General features: G+C 39.1%; 14 protein-coding genes and 3 pseudogenes. 16 read left to right on the top strand and 1 reads right to left on the bottom strand.

Annotated elements, in window-relative coordinates; translation table 11 throughout:
- The first annotated feature begins 92 nt into the window (after positions 1-92).
- The 11 genes and pseudogenes from PGW42_RS07725 to PGW42_RS07675 all read left to right on the top strand — a co-directional run bounded on the left by PGW42_RS07725 (position 93) and on the right by PGW42_RS07675 (position 10,066).
- The gene (locus tag PGW42_RS07725; protein ID WP_270202947.1) at positions 93-782 is read left to right on the top strand and encodes a response regulator transcription factor; all 690 of its coding nucleotides are present in this window, start codon (positions 93-95) and stop codon (positions 780-782) included.
- Positions 758-2,023: a sensor histidine kinase gene (locus tag PGW42_RS07720; RefSeq protein ID WP_270202948.1), complete on the top strand. Its 1,266-nt coding sequence runs from the start codon at positions 758-760 to the stop codon at positions 2,021-2,023. Before PGW42_RS07725 ends, PGW42_RS07720 begins: the two co-directional genes overlap by 25 nt.
- A gap of 177 nt (positions 2,024-2,200) precedes the next feature.
- Positions 2,201-2,874 (top strand): annotated as a pseudogene (locus tag PGW42_RS07715) (ABC transporter ATP-binding protein).
- Complete coding sequence (locus PGW42_RS07710; RefSeq protein WP_270202949.1) at positions 2,871-5,315, top strand: ABC transporter permease; 2,445 nt, start codon at positions 2,871-2,873, stop codon at positions 5,313-5,315. The pseudogene PGW42_RS07715 and the gene PGW42_RS07710 overlap by 4 nt, the downstream one beginning before the upstream one ends.
- Positions 5,316-5,552: 237 nt before the next feature.
- Positions 5,553-5,789, top strand: coding sequence for a hypothetical protein (locus tag PGW42_RS07705; RefSeq protein ID WP_044998564.1), 237 nt, complete (start codon positions 5,553-5,555; stop codon positions 5,787-5,789).
- Between the two features lie 421 nt (positions 5,790-6,210).
- Positions 6,211-6,489, top strand: a complete 279-nt coding sequence (locus PGW42_RS07700; protein WP_008368854.1) for a helix-turn-helix domain-containing protein — start codon at positions 6,211-6,213, stop codon at positions 6,487-6,489.
- A gap of 53 nt (positions 6,490-6,542) precedes the next feature.
- Entirely contained in the window at positions 6,543-7,388 is an 846-nt protein-coding gene (gene dinD / locus PGW42_RS07695; protein WP_055247963.1) for a DNA damage-inducible protein D, read from the top strand.
- A 17-nt stretch (positions 7,389-7,405) separates the two neighbouring features.
- Positions 7,406-7,525: pseudogene (locus PGW42_RS16115) on the top strand (recombinase family protein); the annotation flags it as partial.
- Between the two features lie 119 nt (positions 7,526-7,644).
- Positions 7,645-7,791: pseudogene (locus PGW42_RS16110) on the top strand (helix-turn-helix transcriptional regulator); the annotation flags it as partial.
- A gap of 92 nt (positions 7,792-7,883) precedes the next feature.
- Entirely contained in the window at positions 7,884-9,206 is a 1,323-nt protein-coding gene (locus tag PGW42_RS07680) for an MATE family efflux transporter (RefSeq protein ID WP_117824209.1), read from the top strand.
- An 8-nt stretch (positions 9,207-9,214) separates the two neighbouring features.
- Positions 9,215-10,066, top strand: coding sequence for an AraC family transcriptional regulator (locus PGW42_RS07675; RefSeq protein ID WP_117835187.1), 852 nt, complete (start codon positions 9,215-9,217; stop codon positions 10,064-10,066).
- Between the two features lie 117 nt (positions 10,067-10,183).
- On the opposite strand, the gene PGW42_RS07670 is transcribed toward PGW42_RS07675, so the two are convergent.
- On the bottom strand, positions 10,184-11,188 hold the full coding sequence (locus PGW42_RS07670) for a LacI family DNA-binding transcriptional regulator (RefSeq protein WP_117835188.1): 1,005 nt from the start codon (positions 11,186-11,188) through the stop codon (positions 10,184-10,186).
- A 271-nt stretch (positions 11,189-11,459) separates the two neighbouring features.
- On the opposite strand from PGW42_RS07670, the gene PGW42_RS07665 reads away from it, so the two are divergent.
- From PGW42_RS07665 to PGW42_RS07645, 5 genes are read left to right on the top strand one after another with little or no spacing between them, the layout of a single operon-like run.
- Complete coding sequence (locus tag PGW42_RS07665; protein WP_195502574.1) at positions 11,460-12,701, top strand: extracellular solute-binding protein; 1,242 nt, start codon at positions 11,460-11,462, stop codon at positions 12,699-12,701.
- Positions 12,702-12,713: 12 nt separating this feature from the next.
- Positions 12,714-14,093, top strand: coding sequence for a carbohydrate ABC transporter permease (locus PGW42_RS07660; RefSeq protein ID WP_117557904.1), 1,380 nt, complete (start codon positions 12,714-12,716; stop codon positions 14,091-14,093).
- 2 nt (positions 14,094-14,095) lie between these two features.
- A complete protein-coding gene (locus PGW42_RS07655; protein ID WP_117557902.1) occupies positions 14,096-14,968 on the top strand; it encodes a sugar ABC transporter permease in 873 nt (290 codons plus the stop codon).
- 8 nt (positions 14,969-14,976) lie between these two features.
- Entirely contained in the window at positions 14,977-16,914 is a 1,938-nt protein-coding gene (gene pulA, locus PGW42_RS07650; RefSeq protein WP_270202998.1) for a type I pullulanase, read from the top strand.
- 20 nt (positions 16,915-16,934) lie between these two features.
- The gene (locus PGW42_RS07645) at positions 16,935-18,890 is read left to right on the top strand and encodes an amylo-alpha-1,6-glucosidase (RefSeq protein WP_270202950.1); all 1,956 of its coding nucleotides are present in this window, start codon (positions 16,935-16,937) and stop codon (positions 18,888-18,890) included.

Here is an 18,890-nt window from a genome sequence, read left to right as displayed (position 1 = left end):
CAACCGCAGTGCCCAGAAGATAAAGAAAGTGCAATTGTGGAGGCATTGAAGCATTTTAAGACGAATAGTTAATAAAGAGAGGTGCATATGCTATGCCAGGTATACTCGTGGTTGAAGATGATGAAAATTTAAATCGTGGAATTACATTTTCACTGAAAAAATCCGGATATGAGGTTTTTTCAGCAGAATCAATGAAAAAAGCGAAAAGAATTGCAAGTGATAATAATGTGGATGTTACCATTTGTGATGTGAATCTTCCGGATGGGAATGGACTGGAATTTGTAAGGTGGATGAGATGCAATTATAATACATACATTATTTGTCTTACAGCACTAGATCAGGAGATGGATCAGGTCATGGGATATGAAGCAGGGGCAGATGATTATATTACAAAGCCGTTTAGTCTTTCGGTACTTTTTTTGAAAATAGAAGCACATTTCCGCCGCAGACAGGAGAAAACGGAAGCCGGAAAGATGATTTCGGGAGATATCGTATTTATCGCAGGAGAAATGAAAGTCCTGATAAAGAGTCGTGAAATCAGTCTGACAAAAACGGAGTTGAAAATGCTGACTTTTTTTCTTCAGAATCCGAAACAGATTCTTTCAAAAACACAAATATTGGAAAATGTGTTTGATCTGGAAGGGGATTTTGTGGATGAAAATACAATCGCTGTCAATATCAGAAGACTCCGTGAGAAAATCGAAGACAATCCGGCTGCACCGGTCTATATAAAGAATATCAGAGGTCTTGGGTATATATGGAATCAAGAGGTAAGGCAGTGACAAAGAGATATCGCAAGAAGATCACAGCAGGGCTCTCCTTGGTTTTGCCTGTCATATTATTGTTTGCAATATTAAATTGCTTTACCACGTATGTGTTTTATGAAGATTATAAATATAAAATGAATCTTATGACAGAGATTGCTGCAAAGGAAGAATTTTCCGGGCTGGATGTTGTTTCGGAATTGCTTAAGGATAAGGATATTGAAACGAACGAACAGGGAAGGCGATTATTGGAGCAATATGGATACTGGGGAAATAAAGGGAATGTGTTTTATTCGCAATTCCGGCATCAGGTTATGGTGACCGGTGCTGTAAGCACTGTGATATGTGTGCTTCTCTTGACTTTTTTATTTTATTGGAAGAAAAAAGAAGATGCGTGTCATCAGAAAATTTTAGACCAGATGGAAGAAATTCTGATTAGATTCCGTGAAAATAAATTTGATGATTTACTGAAAACGGAAAATCATGCAGAACTGGAAAAATTGAATGACCAGCTTGAAGCAATCGGACATCATATTCAGTTGCTAAAGGAAGAAGCACGGGAAGAAAAAGAGAGCACGAAAGAAATGGTTTCTGATATCTCTCACCAGCTAAAGACACCGGTTGCAGCTTTGGATACATGTTTTAGTGTGCTGATGCAGAATGACTTAAGTGCCACAGAACAGGAGGAGTTTCGTATTCGTTGTCGGAGTGCTCTGGATGGACTGGAGACATTATTGCAGTCGCTTCTTGAAATATCCAAGATGGAAACCGGACTGATTCAGATTAATAAGAAAAAACTTCCGCTTATGGATACTGTCATATCTGCTGTGAACCGTACTTATCCAAAAGCGGATGAGAAAGAAATTGAATTCGTTTTTGACTATGCAAAAGAGCTGGAAACATGCATGGTTGTGCAGGATAAAAGGTGGCTTGGTGAAGCTTTTATCAACGTTCTGGATAATGCGGTCAAGTACAGTCCGGGTGGTTCAAAAATATTTATCCGGTTACAAAAAAGAAACGATCTTGTAAGAATGGAAATTGAGGATCAGGGAATCGGTATTCCGCAGAATGAGTATCACAAAATTTTTCAACGATTTTACAGAGGAGGTTCCAGGGAGGTCAGGGAAGAGAGTGGCACGGGAATCGGACTTTTTCTATCGAGAGAAATTATCGAAAAACACGGAGGTATGATCACGGTAATCTCCGGCAAAAAGAAAAAAGGAAGCACGTTTGTGATTCAATTACCATATGTTGGTTAAATTTTAAGTGAGCAGAAATCTTACAATTCTGTAAGACTTCTGCTCGTTTTTTGAAAGTGAAATGAAAGATTGTCCTGATACAATTTGGATGTAGGTTGAAAAATGACCAAATATATAAACAGGCAAAGAAAGCGTGCTGAAAAGGTACGCTTTACAGAATTGAAAAGGAGGCAACACATGAGTGTGATATTAGAAACTAAGCAGCTTTGTAAGTTTTATGGCGCAGGTGAGAATCAGGTCAAAGCGGTCAATCAGGTGGACATTCAGATTGAGCAGGGAGAATTTGTCGCAATTGTTGGAAAGTCAGGTTCTGGTAAAAGTACATTACTTCATATGCTTGGGGGCTAGACACCCCGACAAAAGGCAGTGTTACTTTAGCAGGGAAAGATTTATACAGGATGAAGGAAGATGCCCTTGCTGTTTTCCGCAGAAGAAAAATCGGATTTGTTTTTCAGGCATTTAATCTGGTTTCATCTGTTAATGTCTGGGAAAATATTGTACTGCCACTGGGGCTGGATGGAAGAAAAGTGGATGAAGCGTATGTAAATGATATCATTGCAACTCTGGGGATTGAAAACCGGATTTATAATCTGCCAAATCAGTTATCCGGAGGACAGCAGCAGAGAGTAGCAATTGCAAGAGCACTGGTGAATCGTCCGGAAATTATATTTGCAGATGAGCCGACAGGAAATCTTGATTCTAAGACCAGTGATGAGGTAATCGCTCTGCTTAAGATGACAGCAAAAAAATATGGACAGACAATTGTAATGATTACCCATGATGACGAAATTGCACAGGTCGCTGACCGTATTCTGGTGATTGAGGACGGACAGGTGGTGGATTTCAGATGAAGACAATAAGCAGGATTGCATATAGCAATGACAAAAAGAACAAGACAAGAAGTATACTGATTATGATGTCCATATGTCTGACTACGATGCTGCTTGTGATTATCAGTACTGTGGGAAATGGAATGATCCGTTTACAGAAAAGTCAGGCGACAGGCTCATATGGAAGCAATTATGGTTTGTTTGTCGCAGCAGACGGATCGCAGTTAAAGGAAGTAAGCCGCCGTGCAGAAATAGATGCAATAGGAATTATGTGTACAGAAGGCATCATAAAAGGCAATGAAAATGGCGGGTTTGTCTGCATGGATGAGACTGCAAGAAAAATGCTTCCCTATAATAAGGAATATGAATTAAAGGAAGGAAAGTATCCGGAAAAAATGCAGGAAATTGCCGCCGGAAGAGCGTTTTTTCGTGCAATGGGATATGATGATGTAAAGGTCGGAGATACGGTTACACTGGATTACCGTGCAGGGATGCGGTCAGAATATAAGCCGGAAGAGTTTGTTGTCAGCGGAATCCTATATGACCGGGATGAGTATACCATCGAGGCATCTTATGTTGCTTTTGGGTCACAGGAGTTTTATGATGAGCACGTCGCAGAGAATGACAGACAGTATAATATTTATTTTACTTTAAATGATTCTGCAAATGTGTCTATGAATAATATTGAACCGGTTATAAAGCAGATTGCAGCATCTTGTGGAATCGAAGAAAAAAATGTTATAATCAATGATTTCTATCTGCAATGGGTCTTGCAGCCGAGTTATGAAACGATTGCGGTATGTGGAATTCTGATTCTTGCAATTGTACTTTTCTCTGTTGTGGTCATTTATAATATTTTTCAGGTCGGTATTGTCAACAAGATACAGGAGTATGGAAAAATCAAGGCTCTGGGAGCGACAAAAAAGCAGATGAAACAACTGATCTTCAGAGAGGGCATTTTTTTGACATTTTTTTCAATACCGGTTGGATTGCTTCTTGGTTTTCTGATTGCAAAATGCGGTTTTAACTGGCTGGTAGAACAGGGAAACCTTGTATCAACCCAAACTGGTTCTATGGGAGTCCAAAATCAGCAGGTACCACTGTTTTCCCTGCCTGTTATACTTCTATGTATTTTCGTATCATTTCTTACCGTTGCTTTGGCACTGCGCAAATCAATGAAAATTGTTTCAAGGATTTCACCTATCGAAGCAACACGGTATTTAGAAAATGCAGAAACACACAAAAAAGGAAAACGAAATGGCAGAAAAAATGTCACCGTGTTTTCTATGGCAATGGCAAATATAACGGGTAATCCAAAAAGAACCATTGGTACCATCCTCACAATGGGGTTTTCCTGCTCATTGTTTGTGATTATCTCTAATTATGTGGGAAATATTGACACGGAGCATGAAGCACGTCGTTACATAAATCATGGACAATTTGAACTGCAGCTTGACTATTCTGCTGAGTATGATGAAAAATATCCGGAGAATAATCTGGATACGATTCTGACGGATGATCCATTGAATGATTCGCTGATTGAAGAAATCAAAAGCATTCCGGGAGTAACAGATGTCATGCCGAGAGAGATTGTCTCTGTAAATCTGAACGGAACAAGATTTCCGACTACTATTGTGAGTAAAAAGGATTTTGATTTTATGCGCCAAGAAGGGGATATTGGCTCTATGGACTATGATCAGGCGGTAAAGAATGGTGATATTTTCTTTGGCTGGTCAACGTGGATGGAACAAGATGGATATGCTCTGGGTGAATCCATTGCATTTGACTTTGAGAATGGAAGTGGAACCTATACCTATCAGGGAAAGATTGCAGGATCTTTTGTAAGTGCGGACACTTATCTTGTCATTCCGGAAGGTGTATATCGTTCCATGAATCCGAGGGGAACAGCCTATGGCTATCTGTGGGTGGACTGTGATAAAAAAGATGTGGCATCTGTAGAACAAAGTCTGAATACTTTGATTTCTAATACTTCGCATATAAAAATGGATACTTATCATGCGCGGTTACAATCTGCTGAATTTGCAAGCAGCATGATGAAGCTTGGCTGTTATCTGTTTATGGCGGTTGTAGGACTCATCGGTTTTATGAATATGGCAAACACCATGATCATCAATATCACCACGAAGAAGCAGGAATACGGTGTGCTGCAAGCGGTAGGCATGACCAATAAGCAGTTGAATCTGAGCTTACAAATACAGGGCTTGATTTTTACGGTTGGCACCATCTGCGTCGCACTTGCTGCCGGTCTGCCCCTTGGCTATGCACTGTTTTCCTATGCGAAGCATAATGGGATTTTTGGAATGAACGTTTATCACGTTCCTCTTATCCCGATTCTTGTTATGATTCTTCTGGTTGGTATTCTACAAATTGTGCTTTCCTGTGTTTTAAGCAGTAATCTGAAAAAGGAAACGCTGGTAGAAAGAATAAGGTATCAGGGATAGCAAGTATTGCTGGGATATCCTCAGTATCATAACAGGAATTAAAAGCACTTGGCTTCAAAAAGTTTTGTACTTTTGACAAAATGCAACCGATATAAGTTTTTTGAAAACTGTCGTTTGGTAAAATCTATTCCATTTTTAAAAGCCTTGCGATAAAATATGTTCTGTGAGACGGTTGTCTTGCTTTCCAAGGGAATGGTCGATAGCAGAAAAGTGAAGGTGGACTTCTCTCTGGAGGATATGGATTTATCTGAATTTAAGGGAAAAGCAACTTATGAGCAGATAAAGGCATATGTACTTGAAAAGACAGGACTGAAGGTTTCATCACTGTATATCGCACAGATTAAGAAGAAGTGTGGATTAGATGTCGGTGAGAACTTCAATCCGGCTAAATCAGAGAATGCGAGACAGCCACAGTGTACACCGGAGAAGGAAGATGCGATTATGCAGGCATTTAGACATTTTGGAATCATATAGATTGTGGATAAGCAGTATCATGTGTTAAAAATATAGTGAAGTATGGAAAAAAGGACATTCCGGAACTGTAGATTTTACAGGTTAGGGGATGTCCTTTTTGCAGATATGGAAGTGTTCAAGGGACAAGGTAATAATACTGATGTATTAAGACTGATTTGAGAGATGTGTGGATGTTGTGACAGCACTGATCTTAAAATATGGACCGGCAATAAAAAGAAAATGGATTTTACGTGATTGGATAAAAAACATACAGGCTGACTGCTTTTGGAGAAGTTTAGCCTGTAAAAGATATCAGCGGTATTTCGATTGTATGAAAGCTATTGTAAAAAATGATACGACATGACATAATCGAATTGACTAAAGTGACATAGGTATTTATAATATAGACAAAACGAAAATGACATGAACGGAGGACAGAGTAATGGAGAAAACTGTAACACTTGAAGAGGCATTAAAAAGAATTGAGGAGTTGGAAAAAGAGAATGCAGAACTCCGGGAGGAATTGGAGTATTACAGAAATCGTAAGTTAAGCGGTCGTCAGAAACATAACGCCAAGTGGATGGCAATTTATAATGATTTTGTTGTTGGGTATGAGAGCGGCATGACAATGGTAGAAATTGCGAAGAGGAACAATGTCAGTGAGCGGACGATTTATAGGTATAAAGCGTATTATGACAAACTGAGGGAAAAAGAGGAATAGACCATTTTACTGACGTCAGTAAAATGGTTTAATGTGGGAGGAGAAAGTCTAATATGGAAAAGAAAATGATAATGAATTATAAGAAAAGATTTGATGAAATTAGGCATGAAGAAAACGGAGTTGAATTTTGGTATGCACGTGAATTAATGCATTTGCTAGATTATTCAAAATGGCAAAATTTTGAAAATGTTTTATTAAAGGCAAAAGTTGCTTGTGCAAATAATGGCATTGTAGTAGAGGACCATTTTGCTGATGCCAGTAAAATGGTTATTCTGGGAAGTGGCGCAAATAGAGAAGTAGAAGATTATATGCTTACACGTTATGCATGTTATCTTATTGCAGAGAACGGAGATCCTCGTAAAGAACAGATCGCTTTTGCACAAAGCTATTTTGCAGTTCAAACAAGAAAACAGGAATTGATAGAAGAAAGGATTTCTTATATTGAAAGAACTGAGGCAAGAGGAAAGCTTCGAGAATCTGAAAAACGACTGTCTCAAAATATATATGAACGTGGAGTTGATGATGCTGGATTTGGACGTATCCGATCTAAGGGGGATCAGGCTTTATTTGGAGGATTCACTACAAAACAAATGAAAGAACGTTTAGGAGTGCAAGATAAAAGGCCGCTTGCAGATTTTTTACCAACACTTACTATTGCTGCAAAGAACCTTGCAACTGAAATGACAAATTATAATGTTGAAGAAAAAGACTTACAGGGTGAGACGGCTATTACTGTTGAGCATGTTGAAAATAATACGTCAGTTAGGGATATGCTGGGGCAGAGGGGGATTAAGCCAGAAAATTTGCCCGCATCAGAAGATATTAAAAAATTAGAACGTAGGGTAAAGAGAGAAGAAAAGAAGTTAGCTGAGCAGTCGGGAAAATTGACAAATGAATAAACTGGGAGGTTAGGTTATTGAAAAAGAAAACAAAATGCTACATATATACTCGTGTATCAACAGCAATTCAGGTTGATGGTTACAGCTTGGATGCACAGAAGGACAAACTAAAAAAATATGCAGAATTTCAGGATATCTACTACCATGCAGGTGGACGCGAACATGAAGCAATCCTTAGTGTAGAAGACTGGAAAACTGTATAGAAAATAAGAAAAAGAACTGGTGTTAAAAGAATAAAGACAATCAATTAACACAAGAGGAGTTTGGTAAATTATTTCATGTTACCAGGCAAACTGTTTCAAATTGGGAAAACGGAAAAAGTTATCCTGATTTGCAAATCCTTGTAAGCATGAGTAATCAATTTAGCTCGTACCCAGTGCTCTTTAAGATAAAGTGGAAATAGTGCAATTTTCACATGATATTATACAAGAATTACATAGAAATATATCGTATTATTGATATGGTATTCTTGAATTGTATGTGAGGAGAAAAACTATGGCAGCGGAAAGAAAAACATTAACACAGCTATCTGTGCCAATATGCTTAGAAACTTTATTTTATATGCTTTCAGGTATGGTTGATACGCTTATGCTATCATCTGTAAGTGATCAGGCTGTAGGAGCAGTGGGAACAGCAAATACATATATAGGTGTTTTTATTATTATGTTTGGAGTAATATCATCGGGTATGATAGCCGTTATGTCACAAAATATCGGAGCTGGAAGACCGGGGATAGCATATCAGGCAAGGCAACTTGGACTTATATTCAACGCATTGATAGGTATCGTAATGTCTGTCGTTCTTGCTACTTTTTCTGGTGGGATACTTAGAATCGTAAGTATTGCTCCGGCTTTGCTTGAGCCGGCTGAAATATATCTTAGAATTGTTGGCGGCACATGTTTTTTAAATGCACTGATTCCTATTTTCTCCAGTTATTTGAGAGTGTTTGGATATACAAAACATTCTTTGATAGGAACTGTTGTTGGAAATGTTCTCAATATAATACTTAATTCAGTATTTTTATTTGCATTCAACTGGGGTGTGATGGGAGTTGCTGTTGCCACGGTTATTTCGAGAGTTGTAAATCTTATTATTGTAGCCGGCATGGGGGCAGTACTTATAAAAGCAAAGCAGAGTCCTGAGCGAATTACATCAAGAAAGATATTTGCACAGATTGTTAAGATTGGTTTTCCTTCTGCGCTTGAAACAGCACTTTACAACATCGCAATGACATTTATAGTGCGTTTTATGAATCAGATGGATGTGGATGGAATGAATGTTACAGCGCGTTCATATGCGATACAGATTGCAAATTTCTCGTATTGCGTGGGAGCTGCCCTTGCTCAGGCAAATGCAATTATGACCGGCTGGAGAATTGGAGCAAAAGAGTTTGAGGAATGTAACAGGGGGACGAGAAAAGCTGCGATATATGGTATCATCACAGCGACATGCTTTTCCGTGACATTTGCATTTGCCGGACATTTTATCGTGCATATATTTACGGATGATATACAGATGATAAATCTTGTGGTAAAGTTGTTAATAGTAGATATATTTCTTGAACTTGGAAGGGTAACAAACCTTGTATATGGGCAGGCGTTAAAAACGAGCGGAGACGCATTTTTTCCGGTTATATTAGGTGCGATATTTATGTATTTGTTTGCAGTTGGCGGAACTTATTTTCTCGGAATACACATGGGACTTCTGGCTGTAGGAGCATATATTGCTATGGCAGGTGACGAATGTGCGAGAGCAGTGGGAATGGTACTTAGATGGAAGAGTGGAAAATGGAAAAGTAAAGGTCTTATAGAAGTATAGGAGAGATTATGTACTTTGAATTAAAGGAAAATAAACCACATGGTACAAAGGATGATCCGTTTAGTACATATCATATAAAAAATGAAGGACGATCATTTCAGATACCGGTTCATTGGCATGATGAACTGGAAATTATATATGTAAAAAGTGGTTTTTTGACTGTTAGTATATCAGGAGAAAATTATATTGGAACCCCCGGGGATGCTTTTGTAGTGTCGCCGGGTAATCTGCATTTTATGGGTTCACAGACTGGTACAGTGGATTATTTTACTTTCCTTTTTCCGTTAAAATACATATCTTTTTGTATAAATGACATGTTGGATGCTAAATTACTGGAGCCGTTAAAAAATGGTCATCTGATGATAAGTCCAAGAGTAAAAGATACAGCAAAAGAACTATGTGAGCAGTTGGTTGAAATATATGTGGCAAAAAATAAGAAAACTGAGTCCATAATAACTGCTCAGATAAAGACAAAAATAATTCTTTTACAATTTATTCTTGAAATGTGGGAGAGGGGCTTTGTAATCGAAAATGATAAAAGCGGGAGAAATACGATAGAAAAAGAAATGATTTCATATATACAGCAGAATTTTATGGAAAAGATATCATTAAAAGAGTTCGGTGAGCAGTTTCATCTTTCGGAAAAATATATATCGCGATATTTTAAGGAACATTTTCATATTACACTTTCGCAATATATAACACATTTACGGTTAGAGCATGCAAAACAGCTGTTACAAGATACGGATACTCCTGTTACAGAGATCGCAATGCAGAGTGGATATCAGAATGTAAGCTATTTTATCAGAAGCTTCAAAAAAACATATGGAGTTTCTCCGTTAAAATATAGAAAAAAATAAGCTGGGTATATGGTTAGGATAGGACTGGGAAAATATAAAAGATGCCATCAAAAAAGGTTAGGAAACAACCGAAAGGGAGTTTCCTAACCTTTTTGTATAAAAATAATTAGATAAATATTATGTCACAGGAACTTCTCCCGTAGATTTTCGTTCAATTAGCTGCGCATGTAACAAAAATGTACTGATTGAAATGCTATTAAGCAGGCTTGATAGTGCAAAGAACCCGCTTTTCCCAAGTTCAAGCCGGTCTTGTCTGACTGTAGTCAATGGAGGAGACGTATATGCTGCAATCGGAATATCATCAAATCCAATAATACTGATATCCTCAGGCACCTTGTATCCTAGTTGTTGACACTGGATAAGGGCTGAATTGGCAAGAGTGTCCTGACTACAGATGATAGCAGTCATTCCTTTTTCCAGAAACCGAGGCAGGTGCTTTTCCATACATTCAGACAAATAATAAGAGCAGCCGGTAGAATCAGAAGAAGTCTTCAGTCCATGCTGGTGCATGGCACGGAGAAAGGCTGCATGTCGTATCTGAAGAATCTGAGAGCCAAGAGAACCGCTGAGATAGGCAATCTTACGATGACCAAGTCCGGCAAGATAAGAGACAGCAAGTTCCATTCCCTCATCATTATCAATACCTACATAAGCAGTAGAAGGATTCCCAATAATATAGTTATCGAAAAGCACGGCAGGAGTGTGGCTGGTTTTAAAATCCTGAATCCAAGGGTCGTTCAGGGAAAAGCCGATTGCAAAAGCTCCTACGTAATCATGCTCCAACATAAAAACATCATAACGTTGGTTCCGTTGCATTTGAACGTCCACAGGTACGATTTCAATATCAAAACCGGCTGGTTCAGCCATTTGGCGAAAACCAAGCAGAATGTCATAGGCAAAATGATGTGGCTCTTCGTATTGTATATTCTCTTTTTCTGTTATAATACAGATTTTTTTTACGGGTTTCTTATAACGACGTAGTTTAGTATAACCCAGGGCTACAGCAGTTTCTAAAACCTGTTTCCGTAAAGTTTCGCTGATATCAGGTGCATCATTGAGTGCTTTGGATACAGTACTCTTGGAAACATTCATCTTATCAGCAATATCTTGGATTGTAGTCATAATATGTGATCCTTTCATGAAGTAGGAAAATAAATCTTATTTTATTATATACAATGATATAGTAAAAAGCAATGAACTATAGGAAGAATAAAAGTTTAGACGAGTTTCGAAAACAAGAAAATAAAAAATAATGCACAAAAAAACAAGGTGGGAAATGTGAAAAAATAACAAAAAAAGCAGCGGATTGAAAAGAGATTGACGAAAAATTGAAAAAGACGTATATTAAGTTTAACGAAACAATACGAAACAGAAAATGAAAGGAAGAAAGACGATGAAAAGAGGGCTAGCAACATTTCTAACAGGAATCATGACTGTAACGCTGGTGGCAGCAGCACTAACCGGATGCGGGAGCAGTACGGCGGATAAAAGGTCAGAAAAAGTCAGACTGATGGTATGGTCTCCATCCGAAGATCAGTCAAAAGACAGTGGTGAATGGCTTCAGACAATGTGTAACAATTTTGCAAAAGAGCACCCGGAATGGGATATTACATTTGTCTATGGAGTAGCTGACGAAGCGACTGCCGCAGATCAGGTGGCACAGGATCCGGAAGCAAGCGCAGATGTATTTTTGTATGCAAATGATAGGATCACATCGCTTACAGATGCGGATGCAGTAGCAAAATTTGGTGGAAAGTATAAAGAAGAGATTGAATCAACCAACTCGGAAGAGCTTCTAGATTCGTTGACGGTTGACGGAGAACTTTACGGGGTTCCGTTTACAACTAATACCTGGTATATGTTTTATGACAAGTCTGTATTTTCAGAAGAAGATGTGAAAAATCTGGATACGATGCTGGAAAAAGGAACAGTATCCTTCCCATTTACTAATTCGTGGTATCTTCCGGCATTCTATCTGGGAAATGGATGCACCTTGTTTGGAGATGGAACAGATGAGTCAAAAGGAGTTGATTTTGCAGGAGAAAAGGCAGTGGAAGCAACCAATTATGCAATTGATCTGGCAGCAAATCCAAATTTTAAAATTGATGCAGATGGATCAGGACTTGCAGGACTTCGTGATGGCAGTGTAAAGGCAATGTTTACCGGATCGTGGGATGCAAATGCAATAAAAGAAGCACTTGGAGAGAATATGGCAGTTTCATCGCTTCCGACTTATACAATTAACGGACAAGAGAAGCAGATGCTAGCATATGCCGGTTCAAAGGCAATCGGAGTTAATGCACATAGTGAATGTATGGAACAGGCAGTTGCACTTGCTGTTTATCTGGGAGGAAGTGATGCACAGAGAGCACACTACGAGATGAGAACCGTGATTCCATGTAATACAGAACTTCTGAAAGAAAAGGATATTGCATCCGATCCTCTTGTTCAGGCACAGAATGATACCTTTAATAATACATCAATACTCCAGCCGTTCGTGGCATCCATGAGTAATTGCTGGACACCGGTCGAGAATATGGGAAAAGGAATTCGTAACAAGAGTGTGACACACGAAAATGCCGAAGAACAGACGGAAGCAATGAATGAAGCAATGAACAGCAATGGAATTAATTAAGAGGTGAGCGGAATGAGTATGTTTAAGAAAAAAATCAATGAATTTCCAACGCCATATACCTGCAAAAATGCAGTGAAAAAAGGTGGAGTAGAGACTAAGCTTTCCATGATTCTGATGGGATTTGGAAACATTGTACATGGTCAGATTATCAAAGGACTTTTGTATCTGGCAGTTGAAATTGCCTACATCGTCTTTATGGCAGTAAATGGAATTGGGTTTATCGGTGGTTTACGGACACTTGGAACTGTGCAGCAGCAAGAAGTATGGGATGAAGCGAAGCAAATCTATATTTACACAAAAGGAGATCAGTCCGTTCTGATTTTACTTTATGGTGTGGCGACAATCTTGTTGACAATTCTTATGATTCTTGTATGGAGAGGAACCTTAAGAAGTGCATATAAAGCAGAATGTATTCAGAAAGCGGGAATGCATGTAAATACATTTGCAGAAGATCTGAAATCCTTTCTGCATGAGAATCTGTATCGCTTGTTTATGACGCCACCAACGGCATTCATCTTTGTGTTTACTGTACTTCCGTTGGTGTTCATGATCTGTATGGCATTTACTAATTACAGCCGTATCGGCAACCATCTGATGCTGTTTGACTGGGTGGGACTTGATAATTTCAAGACATTGTTTGATTCCGAAAGTATTCTTGGAAGTACCTTCTGGTCTGTTCTGGGATGGACGATCATCTGGGCGTTTTTTGCAACTTTCAGCAATTATATTTTTGGAATGATCCTTTCCCTTCTGATCAACAGAAAGGGAACAAGAGCAAAAGGATTCTGGAGATTTTGTTTTGTTCTTTCCTGTGCAGTGCCGATGTTTGTATCTCTTTTGATCATGCGTACCATGTTGCAGCCGGAAGGAGCGGTCAACGTACTTCTCAGAAATATTGGATTGATCGCAAGGGATGCAAGCCTTCCGTTTTTTACAGATGCGACATGGGCGAGAGTGACTGTTATCATCATCAATGTCTGGGTAGGAGTACCGTATACACTGCTTCAGCTGACAGGTGTACTTCAGAACATCCCGGGAGAACTTTATGAAGCCGCAAAAGTGGATGGAGCAAATGCATTCCAGACATTTACAAAGATCACGTTGCCATATATGTTGTATGTGACAACACCGTATCTGATCGTAACCTTTACGGGAAATGTCAATAACTTCAATGTCATTTATCTTCTTTCAGGAGGAGATCCGGTAACAAACCTTTCTTCAACTGCAGGTAAGACAGACCTTCTGGTTACATGGCTTTACAAACTGACAATTGATAAACAGTACTATAACATTGGTGCGGTAATCGGAATTATGACCTTTATCATTCTGGCAATCGGTTGCCTTCTTACATACCGTAACAGTAAATCCTATAAAGAAGAAGGAGGATTTTAATCATGGCAGGAAAGAAATTACAATCTGCAAAAAAGAAGAAAATGATCAACAATACGATCGTACATATTGTTCTTGCGGTGTTGGCAATTATCTGGCTTTTCCCAATTGCATGGGTAATTCTGACGAGCTTCCGTGCGGAAAAAGGCTCTTACGTATCAACCTTCTTCCCGAAAGCATTTACGCTTGACAACTATATAAAACTGTTTACTGATACATCCATTTTGAATTTCCCGCAGATGTTTATGAACACATTGTTTATTGCAATTTGTTCCTGCATTTTATCAGCATTTTATGTGCTGGCAGTTTCCTACTGTTTGTCCAGACTGAAATTTAAAATGAGAAAACCATATATGAACATGGCAATGATTTTGGGATTGTTCCCGGGATTTATGTCCATGATCGCTGTGTACTTTATCTTAAAGGCGATGGGACTTACAGAAGGAAACCTGATTAAACTGGCTCTGATCTTATGTTATTCCGGTGGTGCAGGACTGGGTTTCCAGATTGCAAAAGGATTCTTTGATACAATTCCGGTTGCAATTGATGAAGCTGCACTTTTGGATGGATGTACCAGATGGCAGATTTTCAGCAAGATCACACTGCCACTTAGTAAGCCGATCATTGTATATACAGTGCTGACATCTTTCATGGCTCCGTGGCTCGATTTCATTTTTGCAAAGGTAATCTGCAGAGCAAACTCAGACCAGTATACGATTGCAATTGGACTTTGGAAAATGTTGGAAAAAGAATATATTGACAGTTGGTACACCAGTTTTGCAGCTGGGGCAGTTCTGATTTCAATTCCGATTGCGATTCTGTTCTTGTTCATGCAGAGATACTATGTAGATGGAGTATCAGGTGCAGTGAAAGGATAAGAAAGATGATGAAAGATAAAATAGAATTAAAAAAATATTATTCTACAAAAGAGTTTCTTGAAAATTATATTTATGAGGAAAATAATCTTGGCGTAGAATGTACAGAAGAAGGAACGACATTCCGCCTGTGGTCACCACAGGCGGAATGCATTAGTTTAAACCTGTATCAGACAGGAGATGGAGGAAATGCATACAAGCAGATTCCGATGAAAAAAGAAGAAAAGGGTGTGTGGAGTTGGGAGAGCAAAGAAGAACTTCACGGTGTTTATTATGATTATCTGATTACACGCAATGGCGAAGAAGTCCAATCAGCAGACCCATATGCAAAGGCATGCGGAGTTAACGGATTGCGCAGCATGGCAGTGAATCTGAAAAAGACCAATCCAAAAGGATGGGAAAAAGATCAGACACCAGAAGAAGGACCGGAGAGAATCGTATATGAACTTCACGTAAAAGAATTTTCATGGGATAAGGCGGGTGGTTTTCCGGAAGAATATCGTGGGAAATACAAAGCATTTACGTGCAGACATACGACTTTGAATAAGGATGGGATTCATCCGACCGGTCTGGATTATTTAAAAGAACTCGGGGTGACACACATTCAGATCATGCCGATGTATGACTATGGTTCTGTAAATGAAGCAGGGGAAGATACTGAATTCAATTGGGGGTACGATCCAGTCAATTACAATGTGCCGGAGGGCTCCTATGCGACAGATGCCAGACATGGTGAAGTTAGAATTCGGGAAATGAAAGAAATGATCCAGGCAATTCATGAAGCTGGTTTTGGTGTAATCATGGATGTTGTCTACAACCATACTTATTCACTGGACTCCTGGTTTCAGAGAACTGTACCTTGGTATTTTTACCGGGTATTTCCGGATGGGAAGATCTCCGATGGTTCTGCATGTGGAAATGATGTTGCAAGCGAAAGAGAGATGTGTGCGAAATATATTCTGGAATCAGTGCTTTACTGGACAGAGGAATATCATATTGACGGATTCCGCTTTGACCTGATGGGACTTCTGGATGTAGATCTGATGAACCGGATCCGAAGTGAACTGGATCAGAGATACGGAAAAGGAAAGAAGATCATTTACGGAGAGCCATGGGCGGCGGATAAGACAGCTGTAGAAGGCAATAAAAAACTGGCAGCAAAAGAAAATATCGGACTTTTGGATGAAAATATCGGGGCTTTTTGTGACAGTACCCGAGATGGAATCAAAGGTTCTGCACTACGTGCAAAGAAAGCAGGGTTTATAAACGGCGCAGAAGGAAAAGAAGATGAAATGCTTGCAAGTGTGACAGCGTGGTGTGCAAATCCTTATCAAGCAGAAGGTTTTGAAAATGTGAAAGCACCTTCGCAGATTGTTACTTATGTATCGGCACACGACAATCATACATTATGGGATAAATTAAAAGAGACAGTCGTAGAGGAAAATGAATGTATGAGGCTGAATAAAATGGCAGCGGCAGTTTATATGACTTGTCAGGGAACATTGTTTTTCTTATCAGGAGAAGAATTTGCCCGTACAAAAGATGGACAGGATAATACCTTTAAGGCTCCGATTTCCCTGAATCGTATCAACTGGGAAAAGGCATGGGAAAATAGGGAACTGGTTCATTATTATCAGGGATTGATTGCACTTCGAAAACAGCTCTCCGGACTTTGTGACAAATCAAAAGACAGTTATAAACAAATCACGGATATGTGGAAAGAAAAAGACGTAGTAGGTTTTACTGTGCTCAATGATGAAGCATCAAGATGGAGTCAGGTGAAGATAATTTACAATGCAAAAAAAAGTAGTTATAAAGTGAAATATTTGGATGACGGCTGGGAAATCTTAAGCGATGCAGATGATAGCTGGTGTTGGGAAAAAGGAATCTGTGCAGACAGACAGATAGAAGCTGCACCGCAGAGCGTGTTGATACTTGGACGTAAATAATGATTAAGGAGGAGTAATGCATGAAGTGGATCTATGGCAGACAGGATTGGAAAACGTTGGAGAGAGGACTTGAAAACTGCTATCTTTTAACTAATGGTCTGGGAGGTTTTTCTTCGCTTACGATGACCGGAGCTGTGGCAAGAAATGACCATTCGGTATTCATGTCATGTACGAAAGCTCCAAATCATAGGATAAATATGATTCATCGGATGAAGGAAGAATTGGATATCGGAGAATCAAAATATGTTCTTTCAACCCAGGAATTTGCAGATGGAACAAAAGAAGAAGGATACCGTTATCTTACAGAATTTTCTTTTGAAATTCTTCCTTCGTGGCGTTATCTGATAAACGGAATAGAGATAGAAAAAGAGATTGTGATGGCACAGGGCAGCAATCAGATTGCAGTGAATTATCATCTGAAAAACCGTGGTCAGAAAGAGGCCGCTCTCTGTGTAACTCCGTTTTTTCAATTTGAACCCAAAGGGGAAGATTTGAAAGAAGATAAGATATTTTCAAGACAAGAGCAAAAGATTACCGATGGAAAGTATGCTCTTTTCTTTGAAACAAATGGAGAAGTAGAAGGATTCACAGAAAAGAAAGAGACGTATTTTTATAGCTACGATGAATGTGATGGAAGACGGGAAAATGGAACAGCAGGCGCAGTTTATCAGATTAAAAAACGAGTAAATCCAGGGGAAGAGACAGATTTAACAGTGATTTATTCGATGGAAAGTCTGAAAGGTATAGACGCAAAAAAAATATTTGATAAAATGAAAGAAGAACAGAACCATCATCAAGAGAAGCTTATAAAGACTTCAGGTTTGAAAAATAAACTGGCACAGACACTGGTTTGTAGTGCAGACAAGTTCCTTTCAAAAAGAGAGTCTACGGATGGATTGACCATCCTTGCCGGCTTTCCATTTTTCGAAGACTGGGGAAGAGATACAATGATTGCACTTCCGGGAATCTGCATCTCCACAGGAAGAGTTGAAAGTGCAAAATCAATCTTGCGGACATTTGCATTTTATGAAAAAGATGGATTGATGCCAAATCTGTTCCCGGAGGGGGAGAATGAGCCACTTTATAATACTGTAGATGCGGCACTATTATTTATCAACTGCGTGTGGTTATATTATGAAAAAACTCAGGACATCAAATTTGTAGAGGAAATGTATCCGGTAATGCAAAGGATTATTTCCGGTTATGAGAGAGGAACAAATTTCAATATCCATATGGAAGAAGATGGTCTTATCAGTGCCGGAGCGGGGCAGGATCAGGTGACATGGATGGATGTACGTGTGGGAGAAATCCTTCCGACACCAAGACATGGGAAACCGGTGGAGATCAATGCTTACTGGTATAATGCGCTTTGTATCATGCAAAAGTTTTCAGAAGTTTTGAAGAAAAATGAAAAGCAGAAATATGGAGAACTCGCACAGAAAGTGAAAGAATCTTTTGCACGAGAATTCTGGATGGAGGAAAAACACTGCCTGAAGGATGTAATCTCAGAAACAAAGGCAGATACACAAATTCGCTGTAATCAGATATGGGCGGTGTCTATGCCGTTTACTATGCTGGACGAAGAGAAAGAAAGACAGATTGTAGATACAGTGTTTGAAAGGTTGTATACGCCTTATGGACTTCGGACATTAGATCCAAAAGACGAGGAATTTCATGCAAGCTACGGCGGAGAGATGATAAAAAGAGATCTTGCTTATCATCAGGGAACCGTCTGGACTTTTCCGATGGGTGGATATTATCTCGCCTATCTAAAAGTAAATAAAGATTCAAGAGAAGCAAAAGAGATTGTGGCAAAGCAGTTGGAAGTGTTGGAAAGTGCAATGCGTGAAGGATGTATTGGCCAGCTCCCTGAAATTTATGATGGAGAGATTCCGGTTTCTTCAAAAGGATGTTTTGCACAGGCGTGGAGTGTAGGGGAAATCCTGCGTGTTTATGAAAAATTGGAGGAAGAATAA

Source organism: Coprococcus sp. TM115-187 (assembly GCF_027679115.1).
GTDB classification, from domain to species: Bacteria; Bacillota; Clostridia; order Lachnospirales; family Lachnospiraceae; genus Allocoprococcus; species Allocoprococcus comes.
The sequence above is the reverse complement of the archived record's forward strand: the minus strand, read 5'-3'. Positions and strand labels throughout refer to the sequence as shown.

Excerpts from the sequence above, each read along its gene's own strand:
- PGW42_RS07660 (WP_117557904.1), top strand. The coding sequence starts at position 12,714 with ATGAGTATGTTTAAGAAAAAAATCAATGAATTTCCAACGCCATATACC.
- PGW42_RS07725 (WP_270202947.1), top strand. The coding sequence starts at position 93 with ATGCCAGGTATACTCGTGGTTGAAGATGATGAAAATTTAAATCGTGGA.
- PGW42_RS07720 (WP_270202948.1), top strand. The coding sequence starts at position 758 with ATGGAATCAAGAGGTAAGGCAGTGACAAAGAGATATCGCAAGAAGATC.
- PGW42_RS07700 (WP_008368854.1), top strand. The coding sequence starts at position 6,211 with ATGGAGAAAACTGTAACACTTGAAGAGGCATTAAAAAGAATTGAGGAG.
- PGW42_RS07665 (WP_195502574.1), top strand. The coding sequence starts at position 11,460 with ATGAAAAGAGGGCTAGCAACATTTCTAACAGGAATCATGACTGTAACG.
- pulA (WP_270202998.1), top strand. The coding sequence starts at position 14,977 with ATGAAAGATAAAATAGAATTAAAAAAATATTATTCTACAAAAGAGTTT.
- PGW42_RS07655 (WP_117557902.1), top strand. The coding sequence starts at position 14,096 with ATGGCAGGAAAGAAATTACAATCTGCAAAAAAGAAGAAAATGATCAAC.
- PGW42_RS07645 (WP_270202950.1), top strand. The coding sequence starts at position 16,935 with ATGAAGTGGATCTATGGCAGACAGGATTGGAAAACGTTGGAGAGAGGA.
- PGW42_RS07705 (WP_044998564.1), top strand. The coding sequence starts at position 5,553 with ATGGATTTATCTGAATTTAAGGGAAAAGCAACTTATGAGCAGATAAAG.
- PGW42_RS07675 (WP_117835187.1), top strand. The coding sequence starts at position 9,215 with ATGTACTTTGAATTAAAGGAAAATAAACCACATGGTACAAAGGATGAT.
- dinD (WP_055247963.1), top strand. The coding sequence starts at position 6,543 with ATGGAAAAGAAAATGATAATGAATTATAAGAAAAGATTTGATGAAATT.
- PGW42_RS07670 (WP_117835188.1), bottom strand. The coding sequence starts at position 11,188 with ATGACTACAATCCAAGATATTGCTGATAAGATGAATGTTTCCAAGAGT.
- PGW42_RS07680 (WP_117824209.1), top strand. The coding sequence starts at position 7,884 with ATGGCAGCGGAAAGAAAAACATTAACACAGCTATCTGTGCCAATATGC.
- PGW42_RS07710 (WP_270202949.1), top strand. The coding sequence starts at position 2,871 with ATGAAGACAATAAGCAGGATTGCATATAGCAATGACAAAAAGAACAAG.